At 39.7% G+C, this 18,132-nt stretch carries 15 protein-coding genes; 9 read left to right on the plus strand and 6 right to left on the minus strand.

The window, feature by feature from the left end:
• Positions 1–25: 25 nt before the first annotated feature.
• The gene (locus tag Q0M21_RS05480) at positions 26–1,618 is read left to right on the plus strand and encodes a L,D-transpeptidase family protein (protein ID WP_295335437.1); all 1,593 of its coding nucleotides are present in this window, start codon (positions 26–28) and stop codon (positions 1,616–1,618) included.
• Positions 1,619–2,393: 775 nt separating this feature from the next.
• Here Q0M21_RS05480 and Q0M21_RS05485 read toward each other — a convergent pair.
• Both Q0M21_RS05485 and Q0M21_RS05490 read right to left on the minus strand, forming a co-directional pair.
• Positions 2,394–3,332 (minus strand): hypothetical protein, encoded by a 939-nt coding sequence (locus Q0M21_RS05485; RefSeq protein WP_295335439.1) that lies wholly within the window; start codon positions 3,330–3,332, stop codon positions 2,394–2,396.
• A 187-nt stretch (positions 3,333–3,519) separates the two neighbouring features.
• Complete coding sequence (locus Q0M21_RS05490) at positions 3,520–4,047, minus strand: hypothetical protein (RefSeq protein ID WP_295335441.1); 528 nt, start codon at positions 4,045–4,047, stop codon at positions 3,520–3,522.
• Positions 4,048–4,058: 11 nt separating this feature from the next.
• On the opposite strand from Q0M21_RS05490, the gene Q0M21_RS05495 reads away from it, so the two are divergent.
• The gene (locus tag Q0M21_RS05495) at positions 4,059–4,265 is read left to right on the plus strand and encodes a helix-turn-helix transcriptional regulator (RefSeq protein ID WP_295335443.1); all 207 of its coding nucleotides are present in this window, start codon (positions 4,059–4,061) and stop codon (positions 4,263–4,265) included.
• Positions 4,258–6,237 carry a DUF2075 domain-containing protein gene (locus Q0M21_RS05500; RefSeq protein ID WP_295335444.1) on the plus strand — a complete coding sequence of 660 codons (1,980 nt, stop codon included), beginning with the start codon at positions 4,258–4,260 and terminating at the stop codon, positions 6,235–6,237. The genes Q0M21_RS05495 and Q0M21_RS05500 overlap by 8 nt, the downstream gene beginning before the upstream one ends.
• Positions 6,238–6,297: 60 nt before the next feature.
• Here Q0M21_RS05500 and Q0M21_RS05505 read toward each other — a convergent pair whose 3' ends face one another.
• The 4 genes from Q0M21_RS05505 to Q0M21_RS05520 all read right to left on the minus strand — a co-directional run bounded on the left by Q0M21_RS05505 (position 6,298) and on the right by Q0M21_RS05520 (position 11,746).
• On the minus strand, positions 6,298–8,310 hold the full coding sequence (locus tag Q0M21_RS05505; RefSeq protein ID WP_295335445.1) for a M13-type metalloendopeptidase: 2,013 nt from the start codon (positions 8,308–8,310) through the stop codon (positions 6,298–6,300).
• A 62-nt stretch (positions 8,311–8,372) separates the two neighbouring features.
• A complete protein-coding gene (locus Q0M21_RS05510; protein WP_295335447.1) occupies positions 8,373–10,358 on the minus strand; it encodes a TonB-dependent receptor in 1,986 nt (661 codons plus the stop codon).
• Positions 10,359–10,417: 59 nt separating this feature from the next.
• Entirely contained in the window at positions 10,418–11,266 is an 849-nt protein-coding gene (locus Q0M21_RS05515) for a FixH family protein (protein ID WP_295335449.1), read from the minus strand.
• A gap of 105 nt (positions 11,267–11,371) precedes the next feature.
• Complete coding sequence (locus tag Q0M21_RS05520; RefSeq protein WP_295335450.1) at positions 11,372–11,746, minus strand: hypothetical protein; 375 nt, start codon at positions 11,744–11,746, stop codon at positions 11,372–11,374.
• Positions 11,747–11,889: 143 nt separating this feature from the next.
• Here Q0M21_RS05520 and Q0M21_RS05525 point away from each other — a divergent pair, with 143 nt between their 5' ends.
• From Q0M21_RS05525 to Q0M21_RS05550, 6 genes are all read left to right on the plus strand, one after another.
• A complete protein-coding gene (locus tag Q0M21_RS05525; protein ID WP_295335451.1) occupies positions 11,890–12,480 on the plus strand; it encodes a Crp/Fnr family transcriptional regulator in 591 nt (196 codons plus the stop codon).
• Positions 12,480–13,736 carry a hypothetical protein gene (locus Q0M21_RS05530; protein ID WP_295335453.1) on the plus strand — a complete coding sequence of 419 codons (1,257 nt, stop codon included), beginning with the start codon at positions 12,480–12,482 and terminating at the stop codon, positions 13,734–13,736. The genes Q0M21_RS05525 and Q0M21_RS05530 overlap by 1 nt, the downstream gene beginning before the upstream one ends.
• Before the next feature lie 66 nt (positions 13,737–13,802).
• On the plus strand, positions 13,803–14,354 hold the full coding sequence (locus tag Q0M21_RS05535) for a fasciclin domain-containing protein (RefSeq protein WP_295335455.1): 552 nt from the start codon (positions 13,803–13,805) through the stop codon (positions 14,352–14,354).
• Between the two features lie 144 nt (positions 14,355–14,498).
• Positions 14,499–14,936 (plus strand): cytochrome c, encoded by a 438-nt coding sequence (locus tag Q0M21_RS05540; protein ID WP_295335457.1) that lies wholly within the window; start codon positions 14,499–14,501, stop codon positions 14,934–14,936.
• A complete protein-coding gene (locus Q0M21_RS05545) occupies positions 14,926–16,245 on the plus strand; it encodes a cbb3-type cytochrome c oxidase subunit I (RefSeq protein WP_295335458.1) in 1,320 nt (439 codons plus the stop codon). The genes Q0M21_RS05540 and Q0M21_RS05545 overlap by 11 nt, the downstream gene beginning before the upstream one ends.
• Positions 16,246–16,319: 74 nt before the next feature.
• Complete coding sequence (locus tag Q0M21_RS05550; RefSeq protein ID WP_295335459.1) at positions 16,320–18,131, plus strand: hypothetical protein; 1,812 nt, start codon at positions 16,320–16,322, stop codon at positions 18,129–18,131.
• The last annotated feature ends 1 nt before the right edge of the window (position 18,132 follow it).

The following is an 18,132-nucleotide window of genomic DNA, read 5'->3' on the forward strand; positions in this document are numbered from 1 at the left end:
TTTTATAAAAATAATTCTGCCCCGTATGAAAAAAAGAGAGTGGTTTATCGGACTGGTCTTGCTTATTTTACTCGGATTTTCTCTGACGAGTTGGTATTGTGCCCATAAAGAAAAGGCAGATAACGCTGCAACATTAACGAAGACACAATTCCACTTTGAAGAAGTTTCGTTGTCGTTTGACAGTACAGCTGTTGCTGCTTTTTACGCCAAATATCCGAAGTTGGTTTTGTACCAAAAACAAGCGGTTGATTTGTATCGTAACAACCAATTTGCCTATCTCTGGTATGACAAGAAAGGGCGCAAAGAAACGGCCGAAGTCATCTACAACAAAATGAATAATTTGTTTGAAGAAGGCGTTCAGGCGAAAGTACCTTACAAGGAAATTTTAGATGGCTTGTTTCCTAAAACCAATACGAAACCCAACGTTGAGGTAGAATTGTTCCTGACCAACTATTATTTTTATTACACTAACAAAGTACTGCAAGGCATAGACAACGCCAAAGTGGAAGAGTTGGGTTGGTATTTGCCGAGAAAGAAATTGTCTTACGGTCAGTATCTGGACTCTATTTTATTGGATCCTAAGCTAATAGATAATAATGCCAAGTTGATAGGACAATATTACAAGTTGAGAGCCGTTTTGCAGCGGTATAGAACTATTGAAAAAAACGGCGGTTGGGAAGCTATTGCAATGCCGGCCGAATTCAAGCAACTTAATCCGGGCGACACTTCCGATATGGTAGTGCAAATCAGAAAGCGAATGTTCTTGACTAATGATATAGCCGCTGATTCTAAAAGTAATATTTATGACGAATCGCTGCAAGAAGCCATTTTGAAGTACAAAAAGCGCAACGGTTTTTCCGAAGATAAAATCATCTTACCGAAACACATTTCGGAAATGAATGTTCCGATTAGCGACCGCATCAAAACCATTATGGTCAATATGGAACGCTGTCGTTGGATATCGACCGATTTGACTAAGGCAAAAGAATTTATTGTGGTGAATATTCCGTCCTATCGTTTGACTTATTTTAAAGAAGGGAAAGCCGCATTGGTTTCGAATGTTGTGGTGGGAACGGCACTCAACGAAACGGTAATATTCAGTGGGATGATGAGCTATATAGTGTTCAGTCCGTATTGGAATGTGCCGAAAAGCATCCGCGACAAAGAGATACTTCCGGCCATTAAAAAGAATAAGGATTATTTGGCCAAACACAATATGGAATGGAATGGCAACAATATCCGTCAGAAACCCGGTCCGAATAATTCGTTGGGTTTGGTGAAGTTTTTATTTCCCAATTCTAATAATATTTATTTGCACGATACACCGTCAAAAAATTTATTCAGTCAGGAAAAAAGAGCCTTTAGTCATGGCTGTATTCGAGTACAAAAGCCAAAAGAACTGGCCAATTTGATTTTGCAAGATGACCCGAATTGGACGCCGGAAAAAATAGACGCTGCCATGAACAGCGGCAAAGAAAAATGGTACACCTTAAAAAATAAAATCCCGGTTTACATTGGCTATTTTACCGCTTGGGTTGACGATGACGGCTTGGTGAATTTCCACAAAGACATTTACGGGCGCGATAATGCGTTGGCGAATTTGTTGTTGGAGGAGTAAAGGATAAGGGAAAAGGCGTTGTAGTTGATTGGATTTTGTTTTTATTTACATTTACTGCATAACATTGGTTGAACTTTTATTTTATGGCAACCAAGATTTTCACGATGTATTTTGAGAAGTGCATCTTTCACGTTTCTTCGATACGTTTTAGACTCAGTTTTGCGTTGCATTCGTCTAAAAAAAGCATCTTTTCGGCTAAGCAATAAAGCCCTTAGTCGAATAATCTCAGAAAATTTAGTTTTCTTATCCATATTTGTTATTGTCAAACAAAACGCAAACTCGGAATTATCTTTTTATGACAAAAGATGTACACATCAAAAGATTAATTAAAATGATTCCAACTGTTAGTCGGTTTTTACTAAACACCGAAAACCGACTAACATTTTTTTGTAAAATTCAAACTAAATATAACCGGAATAAGGCCGCTAATGAGTCTTTTAACACTATCCCCACAAATACAAACACAGTGTTAAACAGCACTTCTGTCACAAAAAAAGTTAATACCAATACCACAATTCATTCCCCCGACCTAATTAAATTCCTCCTCTACAGTTTTTCCCTTAACAGAGGAGGAAGGGTCAACAAAATTAACCTCTACAGAAGTGCTTTATTTTCCGGGTTTAGAGAATTTGAAACAACAAGTTCAGTGTCCTTAAGTTGCTGAACAAATAAGATGATACTACACCGATTTTAAATGAAGAGGTGAACAGTTGTTAAGTAGAGTAATGTGATTTTTTTAGTTAGGTCCCCGCAAAAGTATTGGGCGTTGCGGGGACTACTTTTTTACAGCACTTCCTTTTTGTAATTCTTTTAAGTCGGCACTTTTAAAGTTGGTCGCCGAAGCCGTATGTGCCAAGTAAATTATCTCACCGGTTTGTGATTGGGTAACCGTCACGAATTTCTCCGTAGGTGTTTTTACGAACAGTAAATAATAAAAGGGCGCAGTGCTGTTGGTGATTTTTTCGTTGAGTTCGGCAAGGTTTAAGATTTTATACGAGAGTGTAAGGTCGGTGAAGATTTCTTTTTCGGAGTACTTTTTACTCTCGTCGTCGGAATTTTTAGAGAACTTGGTCAGTACATAATCGGGGATGAAAAGCGTGGTTGAAGCCATTTTTTGGAGTTCGACAGGGTTGGCTATTTCGGTTTTGGCGGTGCATTCATTGCCTTTTTCCAGTAAAGTACAAAGTTGTTGCAGGTAGTTGCTCAGCACACCGGCGCCCCAGTTTTTAAAATGGCCGGTGGCGTCATACTCCATTTTATACATCGCACTCGGATTGTTTTGCGCATAGTAATCGGCGAAGAGTTCCACAGTGGCCACCACTATTTTATCGGCTTGATTGAAATGTCTTCTTTTCTTTGGGTCGTAGGTGAATTTGCCGTTGGTGGTCCACAGTTCCAAATACATGCGGGTTTCGGTGGAAGCCAAGGTGCTGTTGGAGGTAGTCATGTTAGCGCCCAGGGTGACAAAGCTGTTGTTGGGGGCGATGTTTTTTTCTACCTCTGTATATTTAATACACTCCACTTTACTAAGTGACCACGCTTTTTTAATGGCCGCCACATACCCCGCTGCCGCAGGCGACCCCGGATCTTTCATGGCGAAGTAGGTAGTGCCTTGTTTGATTTTGGCGATTTCGGCGGTGTTGGTGAGGGTGATTTGGGAGAGGCTGGCCAACGGCAGCCCTAACACTAGTAAAAGCAGGATTAACTTTTTCATGATAAGCGTCTTAGGTACCCAAATGTAATAAAATTTATAGTTATCCTATGCTATTTGACATAATGTATGTTTTGATATAGTACTCATATAGTAAGTAGGGCGCAGATAGGGAGGAGGCAGGAGAGCGGGTATTGATTTGTCATTCCGAAAGAGGAGGAATCGCACTTCCTTCAAATCCATCGGAGAATTATTTGGGCTTGGGATAAATTTGATTAAAATAGTTTTCAAAAGCTTTTCCCAAAAGTTCTTTGTCAAGTTCCATTAGTTCTTTTCTAACATCCCAGTCTTTGATGCACTCTTCATCTTTTTCGCAGATTTCTTCGCCATCTAGTTTTCTTGTTAAGATATCGCTTAATAATACATTATTACAATGGTAATAATTGGGATAATATTTTTCAATGAACCTCCAATAGTTAAACTCTTCTTCTTTAGGTGTTTGTTTTGTTTGAATCTCTTTGATGATTTCGAATTCTACCCATCCATTAGATTCTGACAACCCTTTGTAGAATGCATTTCTTTCAGCTAAGGTTTCAAATTCAAATTTCTTCTTATGAATTAAATTCTCATAGTCATTAAATTTTTCAACACGATGGTGTTTTTTTACCTCGTCCTTTCCAAAGATGATTTCAACTACATAGCCCATATAAAGAAAAATATTACCAAAAGTAAAAAAAACCGGACTATACTCCGTTGTTTTAAAGTCTACATTTTTCAAATTTTGTTAACATGGATATTAAACAACGATTTGGAATAAAAATTAAAGAATTGCGAAAACAAAAGGGGTTATCGCAAGAGAAGTTAGCCAATTTGGCCGAAATTGATAGAACCTATTTGCCAACAATTGAAAAAGGAGAGCGCAATGTTTCTATTGAAGTGGTTGAAAAATTAGCAAAAGCACTAGATGTTAAAATAAAAGATTTGTTCGATGAATAGGGCTTATTATTCTAGCTCTATTGATGAGTTTGTAAAAGAAGATAATAATTCTATTTATGGAAAGATTTCAGGCAATTATGATTTGAACAAATTAACTATCCAACAATCTAATGCATGGAAAAAACAAATTGAAATTTTAAAGCAATCCCTCTCTTTCTTCAGTGGTAGAATTTACTTCGAATTTACAATCCCTAGAATGGGAAAAAGGGTTGATAATATTGTAATTATTGATAATTGTATTTTCGTTTTAGAGTTTAAAATTGGCTCTGATTTATATGATAAATATGCTAAAGAGCAAGCTTTTGATTATGGATTGGATTTGAATAATTTTCATGAAGGAAGTCATAATCAAAATTTAATACCTGTCTTAATTGCAGACAAAGCACCTTCTGTTATAAACAATTATCATAAAAGTCTTGATAATTTACATCAAACTATTTGTGCAAATTCAAGCAATCTCAAAGACGTAATTGATAATACAATTCAGCATTTAAAATCTTATGAAAAGATAGATGTTAAGTTTTGGGAGCAATCCATATACAAACCAACACCAACAATTATTGAAGCTGCGACAGCCCTTTATAAAAAACATAATGTAGCAGAAATTTCTAGAAGTGATTCTGGAGCGGAAAACCTATCAGTGACTTCAAATTGTATCTCTGATATAATTGATTTTTCAAAAGAGAATAATAAAAAATCTATCTGCTTTATCACTGGAGTTCCCGGTGCTGGAAAAACATTGGCAGGTTTAAATATTGCTAATTTACGTTCAAATTATGAAGAAGAAGAACATGCTGTTTTTTTGTCGGGTAACGGACCTTTAGTTGATGTTTTGAGGGAGGCATTAGCACGAGACAAAGTCAAAAATGCAAAAGAATTTGGTGAGATTTTGTCAAAAGAAAGTGCCAAATCACAAGTGAAATCATTTATACAGAACATTCATCACTTTAGAGATGCATCTTTAAAAGATGATAAGGCCCCGATTGAAAAGGTTACAATATTTGATGAAGCTCAAAGAGCATGGACTAAGGAACAAGCTTCTAGTTTTATGAAAAGAAATAAAGGAAATTCTGATTTCAACAAATCAGAACCTGAGTTTTTAATAGAAGTAATGAATAGACATAAAGATTGGTGTACAATAGTTTGTTTGATTGGAGGCGGGCAGGAGATAAACACAGGAGAAGCTGGTCTAGAAGAATGGATAAGACCGTTTGAAAACGGTTTTAGAGATTGGAACATTTATTATTCCTCTAAAATCATTGAGGACTATAATTATATACAAGACAAAAATGTTTTAACAATCTTAAAGAACATAAATGCAGAGAAAAAAGACGAATTGCATTTGTCGGTTTCTTTGAGGTCATTTAGAAGTGCACAATTATCTAATTTTATTCAGCAAATTATAAGTAATAATCTTTCAGAGGCTAAGGATATTTACAATTTATATATTGAAAATGACTATCCAATTAGAATTACACGGGATCTAGAAAAAGCAAAAAAATGGCTAAACCAAAAGGCTAGAGGAAATGAGAGAATAGGTATAGTAGCTTCGTCAGGCGCTATAAGATTAAGACCTTTAGGCTTAAATGTAAAAGCTAAGATAGATGCTCCAATTTGGTTTCTAAATGATAAAGATGATATTCGTTCTTCATTTTTTTTAGAAGAAGTTGCAACAGAATTTGATATTCAAGGTTTAGAATTAGATTGGACTTGTGTAGCTTGGGATGGAGATTTTTATTATGATAAAAATCAATGGAATTATAAGAAGTTTACTGGAACTACTTGGAAAAACAATACTAATACAGAAAGAATTAAATACTTAATTAACTCGTATAGAGTATTATTGACAAGAGCAAGACAAGGAATGATAATTTTTATTCCACATGGAAATGATGAAGATTTAACAAGACCCTCTATGATTTATGATGGGACTTTTAATTTTCTTAAATCAATAGGTATTAAAGAAATCTAGTTTTTCCCAACAAAAAACCCCAACGTTTCCGTCAGGGTTTCTATCAAAATTAATTTTCTTTTACCAAATCTTCACGCGTTGTTCAGGCGCTAAGTACAACGAATCGCCCGGTTTTACGTTGAACGCTTCGTAAAATTCCGGTACGTTGCGTATGGTACCGTTTACACGGAAAAGTGCCGGCGAGTGTGGGTCGTTGGCAATTTGACTGCGCAACGCTTCCTCGCGGATTTTCTCGGCCCATACTTGTCCCCAGCCTAAGAACACGCGTTGCATACCCGTAAAGCCGTCCATTACCTGTGCTTCTTTGCCGTTTAATGTGGCTTTGTAGGCTTTGATGGCAATGCTTAGTCCACCCAAGTCGCCTATGTTTTCGCCTAGGGTAAATTCGCCGTTCACATTTAAATCAGGGAAGGCTTTAAAGCTGTTGTATTGCTCAACCAAAGCCGAGGTTCTCTTTTTAAAGGCGGCTAAGTCCTGTGGTGTCCACCAGTTTTTCATCGTTCCGGTGCCGTCAAATGCGCTGCCCTGGTCGTCAAAACCGTGACCAATTTCGTGTCCGATAACGGCTCCGATTCCACCGTAGTTTACCGCATCGTCTGCATTTAAATCAAAGAAAGGCGGTTTTAAAATGGCCGCCGGGAATACAATTTCGTTCAGCGATGGGTTGTAGTATGCATTTACCGTTTGTGGGTTCATGCCCCATTCGGCGCGGTCCACGGGTTTGCCCAATTTGGCCAAGTTGCGGTTGTATTCAAATTCGGTCGCACGGGCCGCGTTGCCGTACAAATCGTTTTTGTCAATTTTTAGGGCCGAGTAGTCGCGCCATTTGTCGGGGTAGCCAATTTTAATCATAAAATTATCTACCTTTTTCAAGGCTTCTTTTTTAGTAGCGGCACTCATCCAATCGAGGGTTTTGATGCTTTCGGCGTAGGCTTTCAATAGGTTTTTCACCATTTGCGTCATGCGCTCTTTGGCTTCCGGAGAGAAGTGTTTTTTAACGTACACTTTCCCCACTACTTCGCCTAAACCACCGTTCACCATTTCTACGGCGCGTTTCCAATCTTCTTGTTGGCTTTCGGTGCCGTATAAGTTTTTACCATAGAACTCGAAGTTTTGTTTGTCGAGTGCCGTGGTTAATAATCCGGCAGAACCATTAATCACGCCCCATTTTAAATAGGTTTTCCAAGTGTCGATAGGTGTGTTTTTGATGAGGTTGTTCAAGCTTTTAGTATAATCCACTTGGGTTACTACCAATTTCTTTTCACGGTCAACTCCTGCATTTTTCAGCATGGCCGTCCAATTGAAGTCGTGCATCAAGGTTTTTAAGTCTTTTACCGCATACACGTTGTACAATTTCACAATGTCGCGCGTGTCTTCTTTTTTCATTTGTTGGCTGGCCAATGCGGTTTCCAGCGCCATAATTTTAGCCGCACTTTCGGCAGGATTTGGCATGTTGGTTAGTTGGAACATCTTTTCGATGTGGGCCACATATTTTTGACGGATTTCGGTCATTTTGGCATCGGTTGCCAAATAGTACTCGCGTTCCGGTAGGCCCAAGCCACCTTGCCAAGTGATTAAGGTGTGTTTGGTTGGATCTTTAAAATCCGACATCACCGATACGGAAAACGGAATAGATACACCGGCACGGTTGGCTTTCCCGAAATAAGCAGCCAAGTCATCGTAAGAAGCAATAGCATCAATGGCTTTTAACTCCGGTTGGATGGGCGCAATTCCTTTAGCATCACGGCCTTTGCGGTCCATGAACGAGGCGTAGTAATCGCCTATTTTTTGTTCGTCGGTACCTTCGGCATTGTTGCCTTTGGCGGCTTCTTCAATAATAGCTTTGACGTCTTTTTGCGATTGGTCGTACAGCATGTCGAACGCGCCGTAAGACGATTTGTCGGCCGGAATCTTGGCGGTTTTCATCCAAGCGCCATTGACGTACATCGCAAAGTTATCGCCGGGTTTTACCAGCGTATCCATGTTTTTTTTATTGATACCCGAAGTGAGTTCTTTTTGGCTGCAGGAAGCTAAACATAAGGCTGCCAGCAAGGTAAGGGTTGCATTTCTCATTTATATTTTTGATTGAATTGAAAAGCTAAAGTAATGAAAAATGCGTTTGTGTTACGTGGTCATTACAGATTGAAATTGAAGTTCACAAAAATATTTCTTCCCATACGGGGCACTTTGTTCCAGTCGGCATAAGAGGTGTAATAGGCGTCCAGTATATTTTCGACGCCTATTTTGGTGTACAAACGGCTGCCGGAAAACACAAACTTGTATCCGAAATTGGCATTCAACAACACAAAATCGGCGGTATTGGTTTCGCCGTACACCGAACCGTAATGGGTTTGAGCGGTGTTTCCAACGCATTCTACAGCCGCATTGTATTTGGGTTTGGTGAACGTCAAAGCGGTTTTGTAACTGAGCGGATTAATCAACGGAAGGTTATTACCGTTGCTGTCTTTGCCGACACTGTACAACAAGCCGAAATTCCATTTCAGCGATTTGCTTAAGGTGAATTCCGAATTCCAATCGACGTTAAAAATCGTAGCAAAGGATAAAGCGGTGTACAATTTTACACCGCTGGCGCCTATGGTCATAGGGACTAAAGAAACGTCGGGCGTCCCAATGATATAATCCGAAATGCGAAAAAAAGAACTGCTGATTTTGGTGCTGATTTTTTCTTTTTTATAGCCGATGAACGCATGGGTTTCGATCGATTTTTCGTTACTTAGGTTCGGATTGCCTACATAATCAAAACGGTCGGAACTGTTGAAGAGGTAAAAACCGTAACCTTCCGAAACCGACGGCGCTCTTTCGCCATAACCCAAACCAAAACCGTATTCCCATTCGCTTTTGTGGTAGTTATAATGGGCGGCGATGCTTTTGAGAAAACGCGTTTTTTGACGTGCCATCTCCGGGTAAAAGATTTGCAGACTTTGTAAGCCAAAATCACTCGCCACATCGTTGGTATGGCTTCCGGCAGCCACTGATAACTTTAGTCCCGAGTGGCAGTTGAAAACCCATTGGTCTTCGGCAAACAAACCGGTGTATAAGGTGCGCACATCGGGCCAAGTGTACATGAACATCAGGTTTTCGTTCGGGTCGCTTGGATACATGGTCATTTCGGCCACCGATTGGTTGTAAAACGCATTGAGGTTCACCAAAAAATGGTGGTTGTTTTTGACGGCCGTCGCTTTAGAATACATTCCGAATGTTTTGCTCCAGCCGGGCATGTCCATGTGAATGGGAACTGATGGTCGCGTGGTATCGTCCATACGATGGGTGATGGTGTTGAAATACACTTTGGTTTCCCAATCTTTCACTAAGGACGATTTCGGAACTACGACATATTTCAGAGAGGTAATTAACGCTTCTGCCAGAGATACGTCCATGGGTAAGGCCGGATAACCTACATCGGTGGCTTTGTCGTAAATGACGGAAGCTTCCAGTAGTTTGTTGGTAAAGAATTTGAACCCTGCGGTACCCAAGAAATTCAGTTTTCGAAATTGAGAATACAAAATTTCGCGGTTGTTTCCGGCGGCGTAGTTATCGGCTTCGCGGAACATGACATCGGTATCCACATAATACGTACTGTCAGTATAATTAACAGAAGAGCCCATAATTTTCTGACGGTTGTTGGTTTCGAAACCGGTGTTGAGGGCGAAATCCCATTTCTGACTTCCGAAACGGTTTTGGCTTCGTTTTAAATCGATAGCACCACCAATGGTTGACCCGAAACACGAGCCTTGCTGCCCGGATTTTATGGTAGCTTCCGATAAATTAGAGACTTCTACATAGGAAGTAATCGGATCCATTTTATCTGTACAAGCGCCAAAAATGCGCATGCCGTCTATGGTGATTAGCGTGCGTTCGGTGGCCATACTATTGATGAGCGGTTCCCAAGCATAAGCGCCGCGTTTGACCAAATCGACTTTGCTTCCTTTGTCGAGAAACTCATCGATAGTAGCCAGCGATTTGCTTTGTTTTTCGTGGATTTGTGTTTTTTTGCCGATGACAATCACTTCTTTTAAGTCTTTAGGCACCAAGGAATCTTTGGTTTCTTGGGCATACGAAAAGAAGCCACTGCACAACAGCAACAAGAATAGATTTTTCATCACGATTAGATTTTAAAGGTCTTACCCTTTTAGAAGCAAGACCTTTTGGAGTGGATTTTTTAGAATTCGACTTCGAAGAAAATGCTGCTTTCCAACACGGTGTCGGTGATGGCTTCGCCTTTTAAAACAGTACCTTCGGCATTCAACAATTGTAAGTTGATTTTCCAGTAACCCGTCATGGTTAGCGATAGTTTGCCTTCGTACAAACCACCGGTTGTTTTTTGCGTAGCATCTACATTATTCGGAGAACTGTGGTTGCCCATACTTGGCATTCTCGGATCGATTTTTACGGTGTAACCATCTACTACCGGGAAGTTCATCATGTCTTGCATTTTCCATACGCCGAAAACTACATCGTTAACGGCTACTTTTGGGTGGTGTGGTTCGGCATAGGCCACGATGTATTTGGTGCCGTCGGTTCCCATAAAAGTATTAACACGACGTTTAACAGCAGCCGGAACATCAATAACTGAAGTGGCAGAGTAGGCAGCGCCATTGATGGTGTAATCTACTCTTAAGTCCCAATATTCTGTAGCATTTTGCGCCATTTGGAATACGATATAACCTTGGTATAAGGTGCCGTTTGTAGTCACTTTTTCTACGGCCGATTTAGGGCAAGAGTGGTTCATCATGGTCATGTGCATGATAGGCATCCAATTGACTTCGGCATTTTTTACGTAGTCGCCGGAGGCGTTGTCTTTGATGCGTAAGGCGATTTCGTTATAGCCTTGTTCCAAGCTGCCCATGTGGGAATACAATTCGACAGTATGGGTTTCGTTAGCGAATTCTTTGAATTTGGTTAGGTTGGCTAATTCGTCGGTTGCCGGATTGCTGTCGTCCGAAGAACAAGAAGTAAGGGTTAAGGCCAATAAGAATAAGGAAAGCGTATATTTTAATAAGGTTTTCATGATTGTAAAGTTTAAATAATAAAGATTTGATTGGAAGATTTTCCAATGCGATTCGGACATAAATCGTCCGGTCAACCTCAGTAAGATTGATAAAAACGGTAAGGATTAAGCCGAGAAAGTAGGCGGATGGAAAACGGAACCACTCGCTAAGTGAAAGTAAAGATTGGCGTAGTGGTTGCCAATAGCATTTTTATGCTGAAAAAAAGTTTGTCCAGTCAATAACGGTTGGATTTCCTGAAAGAACAGCACTTCGGTTTCTTGTACTTGGATTTTTTTTACCGGGGTAATTGGTTTTTCCTGTTCCGAAGCTTTGGCCAATTCTTTCATTAACTGACACTTTCCGTTACATTCTAATTCGGGTTTGGCTTTGTTTTCACAAAGCACTTTTGAGATGTAATCGTAATTAATAATATAGTCGGCCACCGGGAGTATCGGTTTTGCGAACATCACAAGTGCCACTATGATTATTAACTTTTTCATGAGACAAAGATAGGAGTTAAAAAACCTCTATTTGTATGATTTCAGTCATATTTTTAGTATTTTCGTTAAAACTAAATTTGTAACCATTAGCTGTAAAGCCTTATGAAATAAGGGGTTTTAGCTTAAAACACTCAAAATCAATTATGCAAATAGACTTAGATTTACTCTATACTTGGGGTGCCATTGCTAAGGAATATAAAAAAGGCGAGATGATTTTTTGTGAAGATGAAACGGCCAATTTTTATTATCAAATTGTAGAGGGCAACATTAGGATGTACAACTCAAACGAAGAGGGCAAAGAATTTACGCAAGGGTATTTTTCCAATGGACAAAGTTTTGGAGAACCGCCTTTGTTTATTGATGAGTGTTATCCGTCTACAGCAGAAGCTTTTCAGGATAGCGTAATTGTGAAGTTGTCGAAAGACAAGTTTCTGAAAATATTGGAGGAATATCCAAGCATACAAAAACAGTTTTTAGTACAAATGTCGCGCCGGATTCATTCTAAAGCGATGACCTCGAAAGATATCATCAATCAAAAGCCCGAGTTTAGAATACTGGCGTTTTTAAACGCACATAAAAAAGGAAAATGTTCCAACGAAAAAGAGCAAATTCCGTTTACCCGACAAGAGATAGCCAACTTTACAGGGTTAAGAGTAGAAACGGTGATTCGCGCTTTATCGAAAATGGCCAAGGAAAAAAAGGTAGACATCATTAACCATAAAATATATTTCTAATGCACTTTAAGGCTAAGTTCTGGTTGCAATTTTCATTGTTCAATTTGTTACTGGTAGCATTACTTGGCTTGTTAATGCGTTACAAAATAGGTTTTGAGTTTCCGCTTTTCAACCAAAAGAACTTACAACATTCTCATTCTCATTTTGCATTTGCCGGTTGGATCAGCCATACTTTAATGGTGTTGATGGTTGGGTTTTTGGAGAAGAGAGGCCCTTCGACTGCGCTCAGGGTGACAAAAATGAAAAGGACGTTTTCGTATAACACCTTATTGACAGCCAATTTGATTTGCGCTTATGGGATGTTGGTGTTTTTCATCATCCAAGGGTATGCTGCTTTATCGATTGTATTTTCTACAGCTTCTATTGTAGTGGCTTATGTTTTCGGCTACCAATTTTGGAAAGATTTGAAACAGGTTAACCCGGAATGGCTTTCGGTGCATTGGTTTAAAGCAGCAATTTTCTTCAATGTGATTTCTTCCTTTGGGACTTTTGTTTTGGCCTTTATGATGATTACTAAAAACATTCACCAAAACGAGTATTTGGCTTCCATTTATTATTATTTGCACTTCCAATACAACGGTTGGTTTTTATTTGCCTGTGTGGGATTGCTTTTCCATTTTTTTAACCTGAAATCAACAGAGCATCCTTTCTTTAAAAAAGTGTTTTGGTTGTTTTTTGCGGCTTGTATCCCGGCATATTTTTTATCGACTTTATGGCTAAACTTACCAATTTGGCTTTATGTTTTAACCGTAGTGGCAGCTTTTGTTCAAAGTTATGCCTGGTTCAAACTGCTGGTTGTTTTGGCCCGAACCCGAAAAGGTTATTTTGAAAATTATCCGTTCTTTTTACGTTACATCATATTGTTTGTTGCAGTGGCTTGCAGCATTAAAATAGTATTGCAACTCGGTTCCACCATTCCGGCTTTGAGTCAGTTGGCTTTTGGTTTCCGACCGATAGTCATTGCTTATTTGCATTTGGTATTGTTGGCGGTGATTAGTTTGTTTTTGTTGTTCTATATTTATGTAAACCATTATTTCTACATCAGCAAACCCATTAAGTTTGGGATTATTTTGTTTTCTGTAGGCGTTTTTTTAAACGAATTGGTCCTGGCGGTTCAAGGTGTCGCTTCCTTCAGTTACACTTTAATTCCTATGGTGAATGAGTTGCTTTTTGCCGTGGCAGTATTGTTGGTTCTCGGAATTGCGGTTACAGCCTATTATTCTATAAAAAAAGTTAAAATTCCCCCGGTTTTATGAGTACAATCATAAAATAACTGTTTCATAGTTAGGTACTTTGTATGCATAAACCAAGTATTTATTATTATGAAAAATTCCATCAAAATTTTGCTTTTAGCTTGCTTTTTTGCGGCCGTAGGTTGTAAACAAAGCAGCGAAACCCCAACCGAAACCACCGAAAGTACACCAACCCAAAACGTAGGTCAAGAAGGCGTAGTAGATGAAACTTCCAACCCGAATATCGTTCAGGTCGCTTCCGGCAGTAAAGACCACACTACTTTAGTGGCGGCTGTTAAAGCTGCCGAATTGGTTACCTCATTAAGCAATGCCGGACCGTTTACGGTGTTTGCGCCAACCAATGCCGCTTTTGATAAATTGCCTGCCGGAACGGTGGAAGGCTTGTTGAAACCGGAGAAAAAAACCGATTTGCAAAATGTTTTAGGCTACCATACCTATGTAGGTGTTTTGAAACCGGAGTACATGCAAGACGGTCAAGAGTTTGACATGGTATTTGGCGGTAAGGTAAAAATTACCAAACAAGGCGAAAAAACCTTTGTTAACGGTTCTGAAATTGTTGCTTCTATAGAAACTTCCAATGGCATTATTCACGTGATTGGTGATGTTTTACTTCCAAAATAGGATAATTATTAATTCAAATCTTGTTTTTCTTTTTTGAAAGAGAAAAGGCGTGGAAGTTGTCATTCACGCCTTTTTTGTGATTAAAATCATAAATCAAGACACTTTCTTTGCTTCTCTTTGTACTTCTATTTCAAAGCCTTTATTATGTTTTCTCACGGAAAATACCTGCTTGTTTTACTACTGTTGTTGCTACTGTTTGCAGCTTACAATTACACCCTTTACACCACCCAATCGGACTATGGGACAATCCAACTTTCCGAAAAAGCCCTGCAAGGCGAAAAACATTGGCGGGAAAACAATTGTAATGCTTGTCACCAATTGTACGGATTGGGCGGTTATCTCGGACCCGATTTGACCAATGTATATTCTTTTAGAAAAGCAGATGAGCAGTATTTGAAATCGATGTTTAACAGCGGTGTCAAAGCCATGCCGCGATTTGATTTCAACGAAACTGAAAAGGAAGAATTACTGCAGTTTTTGATGGAAGTAGATCAAACCGGCACTTATCCCAACACCGAAGCCACGATTAAGCCTGACGGTTGGGTAAAAGTCCAATATAAAAAGGAAACCTATGAACACTAGTCGCTACCCGTTTTACTTTATTGCTGTCGGATTGTTGTCGTTGTTGTTGGGTTTGCTTTGCGGATTACTCGCTGGTTTTCAGTATGTTGTTCCCGATTTTATCAAAGAAACTTTACCGTTTACGGCGCTGCGACCGTTGCACACACTCTTTGTGGTGTCCTGGGTTTTGCTCACGGCTACCGGCGGGATTTATTATTATCTGAGTCGAAATAAGGCGCATTCGTTATCCGAATCGTATTGGGTTAAAGCGCATTTTTGGATTTTTATCCTGACGGGATTTGGTATTGCTTTATCTTATTTGTTACGAAACTTTGCCGGAAAAGAATACTTGGAATTTCCGAGTTATTTCTATTTTCCCATTGTTTCAGGATGGCTGTTATTCGGCATCAATTACTTTAAAACATTAGCTGCCACTTTCAAAACCTGGCCGGTGTATTATTGGATGTGGGCCACCGGAATTGTGATGATGATTTACCATTTCACCGAAGCCCATTTGTGGTTGTTGCCTTATTTTAAATCGCATTTCATACAAAACACAGCATTGCAATGGAAGGCCGGCGGTTCCTATGTAGGTTCATGGAATATGTTGGTTTACGGTACTGCCATTTTTGTCATGGCCAAAATCAGCCAAGATGAACGTTATGCTACTTCGGTCAAGGCGTTTTTCTTTTACTTTTTGGGCTTAACTAACCTCATGTTTGGCTGGGCACATCATGTATATATAGTGCCAACCGCGCCTTGGATTCGCTATCTTGCTTACGGCATCAGCATGACCGAATGGATTATTTTGGCGTCTATTATTTACGACTGGAAAAAGAATTTAGCCAAAGCACCGTCAATCCGTTTTCTTATGGCTTACCAATTCATGCGCTTGGCCGATTTTTGGGTGTTTCTCAACATCATTTTGGCGCTGCTCATTTCGATTCCGGCGATTAATTTGTTTACCCATGGAACGCACATTACTGTAGCGCATTCTATGGGAACGACTATTGGAATCAATACGTTAATTTTGCTCTCTTCCGTAACTTATATACTCGAATCGAATCAGTATTCGTTTTCAGTATCAAAAATTCGATTCGGCATTCGCCTGTTTCAAACTTCCTTTGTGCTGTTTTGGTGCTGTTTGTTATTGATGGGTGTTCAAAAGGCACATTGGACCTTCTTCAATCAAGCCTTGTCTTTTAGCCAATTCCAAGACGATATGCATTGGTTTTATCTGCTTTTTGTACTATTCGGGTTGGGCATTTTTATCGGCCTATACCGCATCGTATTCGAATTGCTCAACGGTTTGCGCCTATCCTTTAAATAATCGTTGGAAATGACATATATCATACTTTTTCCCGAATGATTTCACAAAATTCGCCCCTTATTAATACGTACTACATGACTACTAAAAACGTCCACACCTTCCACATACCCGTTATGGGATTGGCCTATACGATAGACAGCCCGATACGCGTGGCACATTACGGCATTTCCTCTGTAATTTCTATTACCGATGATGAACTGATTGAAAAAATGCGTGCCTTTTACAGCCGAAAATTCAGTTTGCCTTATCGTGAAATTACCCAAAAATGTCAAGATTACCGCGCCGAACGTATCAAGCATTACTTGAACTTGGTCGATACCGTGGTGAAAGACAAATTCGAACGTTTTAAAACTGAATTGGCGGAAAACAAATCCACTTTGGACAATTACATTGCGATGTTACCCAACCAATCGGAGTTTAAAAATGGCTTGCAAAAGCTGGCGGCTGAGGGGTTAACTTTTAAAGAAAACATCAAAAATTACTTGGCCGAACACTTTGCGCCGGGCAGTATTGATGTGAATATCATGACCAAAGTGGATAAAGAGAATTACGATAAAAATGAACCTTTGCCGGTGGAATTCAACGATGCGCATGCGTCATTGCGCGGTTTTGCCGAAAGTAATCTTACTTCGTCCGTAGTCCTTTCGGCCGGTATGAATCCGAGACTATACAGCTATTTCGAACAGTTTCCGGTGTTTTATCCGGATGCCGAGGGACAGTTGCAAAAGAAAATTATACTGAAGGTGAGCGATTTTCGTTCGGCCATGATACAAGGGAATTTCTTGGCCAAAAAAGGCCTTTGGGTGTCGGAATACCGCATCGAATCGGGTTTGAATTGCGGTGGCCATGCTTTTGCTACCGACGGATTTTTAATGGGTCCGATTTTAGAAGAATTCAAATCCAAAAAAGAGCAACTCATCCAATCAGCACATGAACTGATGGTTAAAGCTTTGCAAGCGAAAAATTTGCCCGTTCCGACGATGCCATTCGACTTAAAAATCACTGCCCAAGGCGGCGTTGGCACGGCTGAAGAACACGAGTTTTTACTACAGCATTTTGACATGGACGCTGTAGGTTGGGGTTCGCCGTTTTTATTGGTTCCTGAAGCGACTTCGGTAGATGAAGCCACCCGAACGCTGTTGGCTCAAGCGAAAGAAAAAGATTTTTATTTAAGCGATATTTCGCCACTCGGCGTATTGTTCAACACGGTAAAAGGGATGAGCAATGACCTTTGGAAACAAAAACGCATCGATGAAAACAAAGCCGGAAGTTCGTGTCCGAAAAAGTTTTTGGCGCTCAACAAAGAATACGACCCGCAAGGCATGTGTACGGCTTCTAAAAAATATCAGGATATTAAATTGGCCGAATTGGAAGCGCAAAAAGACCAATTATCAGAATCAGAAATTCAGCAAAAGCAAACCAAAATCTTCGAGAAATCGTGTTTGTGCGTAGGTTTGGCCAATGCGTCGTATTTGGAAAATGAGATGGAGGTCAAAGGCCAGCAACAAGGCGTGGTGATTTGTCCGGGACCGAATTTGGCGTATTTTGACCGCGTGGTTTCTTTGGCCGATATGGTGAAACACATTTACGGTAATGCCAATGTTTTAGCCAACAATAATCGTCCGCATATGTTTGTGAAAGAGTTAACGATGTATGTGGATTACCTCAAAAACGAATTGGAGCAATTTACCGATGACTTTACCTCGGCCCAACTTAAAAAATGGAGCGCGTTTAAAAGCAATTTGCTTTCGGGTATGGAGTATTATTCGAATTTATTCAGTAATACCGATTATTTCAGTCGGGAAAAACAGGCCATAATGCAGCAATTACAGCAGTGTAAAGCGGCAGTCAATCAAATGCAGATTCCTGTTTTAGAGACCGTTTAAT

Source organism: Flavobacterium sp., from assembly GCF_024710485.1.
Classification (GTDB): domain Bacteria; phylum Bacteroidota; class Bacteroidia; order Flavobacteriales; family Flavobacteriaceae; genus Flavobacterium.

What these genes read in the sequence shown, in the direction of transcription:
- Q0M21_RS05535 (WP_295335455.1), top strand. Translation starts at nt 13,803, where the DNA reads ATGAAAAATTCCATCAAAATTTTGCTTTTAGCTTGCTTTTTTGCGGCC.
- Q0M21_RS05505 (WP_295335445.1), bottom strand. Translation starts at nt 8,310, where the DNA reads ATGAGAAATGCAACCCTTACCTTGCTGGCAGCCTTATGTTTAGCTTCC.
- Q0M21_RS05540 (WP_295335457.1), top strand. Translation starts at nt 14,499, where the DNA reads ATGTTTTCTCACGGAAAATACCTGCTTGTTTTACTACTGTTGTTGCTA.
- Q0M21_RS05510 (WP_295335447.1), bottom strand. Translation starts at nt 10,358, where the DNA reads ATGAAAAATCTATTCTTGTTGCTGTTGTGCAGTGGCTTCTTTTCGTAT.
- Q0M21_RS05520 (WP_295335450.1), bottom strand. Translation starts at nt 11,746, where the DNA reads ATGAAAAAGTTAATAATCATAGTGGCACTTGTGATGTTCGCAAAACCG.
- Q0M21_RS05485 (WP_295335439.1), bottom strand. Translation starts at nt 3,332, where the DNA reads ATGAAAAAGTTAATCCTGCTTTTACTAGTGTTAGGGCTGCCGTTGGCC.
- Q0M21_RS05500 (WP_295335444.1), top strand. Translation starts at nt 4,258, where the DNA reads ATGAATAGGGCTTATTATTCTAGCTCTATTGATGAGTTTGTAAAAGAA.
- Q0M21_RS05545 (WP_295335458.1), top strand. Translation starts at nt 14,926, where the DNA reads ATGAACACTAGTCGCTACCCGTTTTACTTTATTGCTGTCGGATTGTTG.
- Q0M21_RS05480 (WP_295335437.1), top strand. Translation starts at nt 26, where the DNA reads ATGAAAAAAAGAGAGTGGTTTATCGGACTGGTCTTGCTTATTTTACTC.
- Q0M21_RS05530 (WP_295335453.1), top strand. Translation starts at nt 12,480, where the DNA reads ATGCACTTTAAGGCTAAGTTCTGGTTGCAATTTTCATTGTTCAATTTG.
- Q0M21_RS05550 (WP_295335459.1), top strand. Translation starts at nt 16,320, where the DNA reads ATGACTACTAAAAACGTCCACACCTTCCACATACCCGTTATGGGATTG.
- Q0M21_RS05495 (WP_295335443.1), top strand. Translation starts at nt 4,059, where the DNA reads ATGGATATTAAACAACGATTTGGAATAAAAATTAAAGAATTGCGAAAA.
- Q0M21_RS05515 (WP_295335449.1), bottom strand. Translation starts at nt 11,266, where the DNA reads ATGAAAACCTTATTAAAATATACGCTTTCCTTATTCTTATTGGCCTTA.
- Q0M21_RS05525 (WP_295335451.1), top strand. Translation starts at nt 11,890, where the DNA reads ATGCAAATAGACTTAGATTTACTCTATACTTGGGGTGCCATTGCTAAG.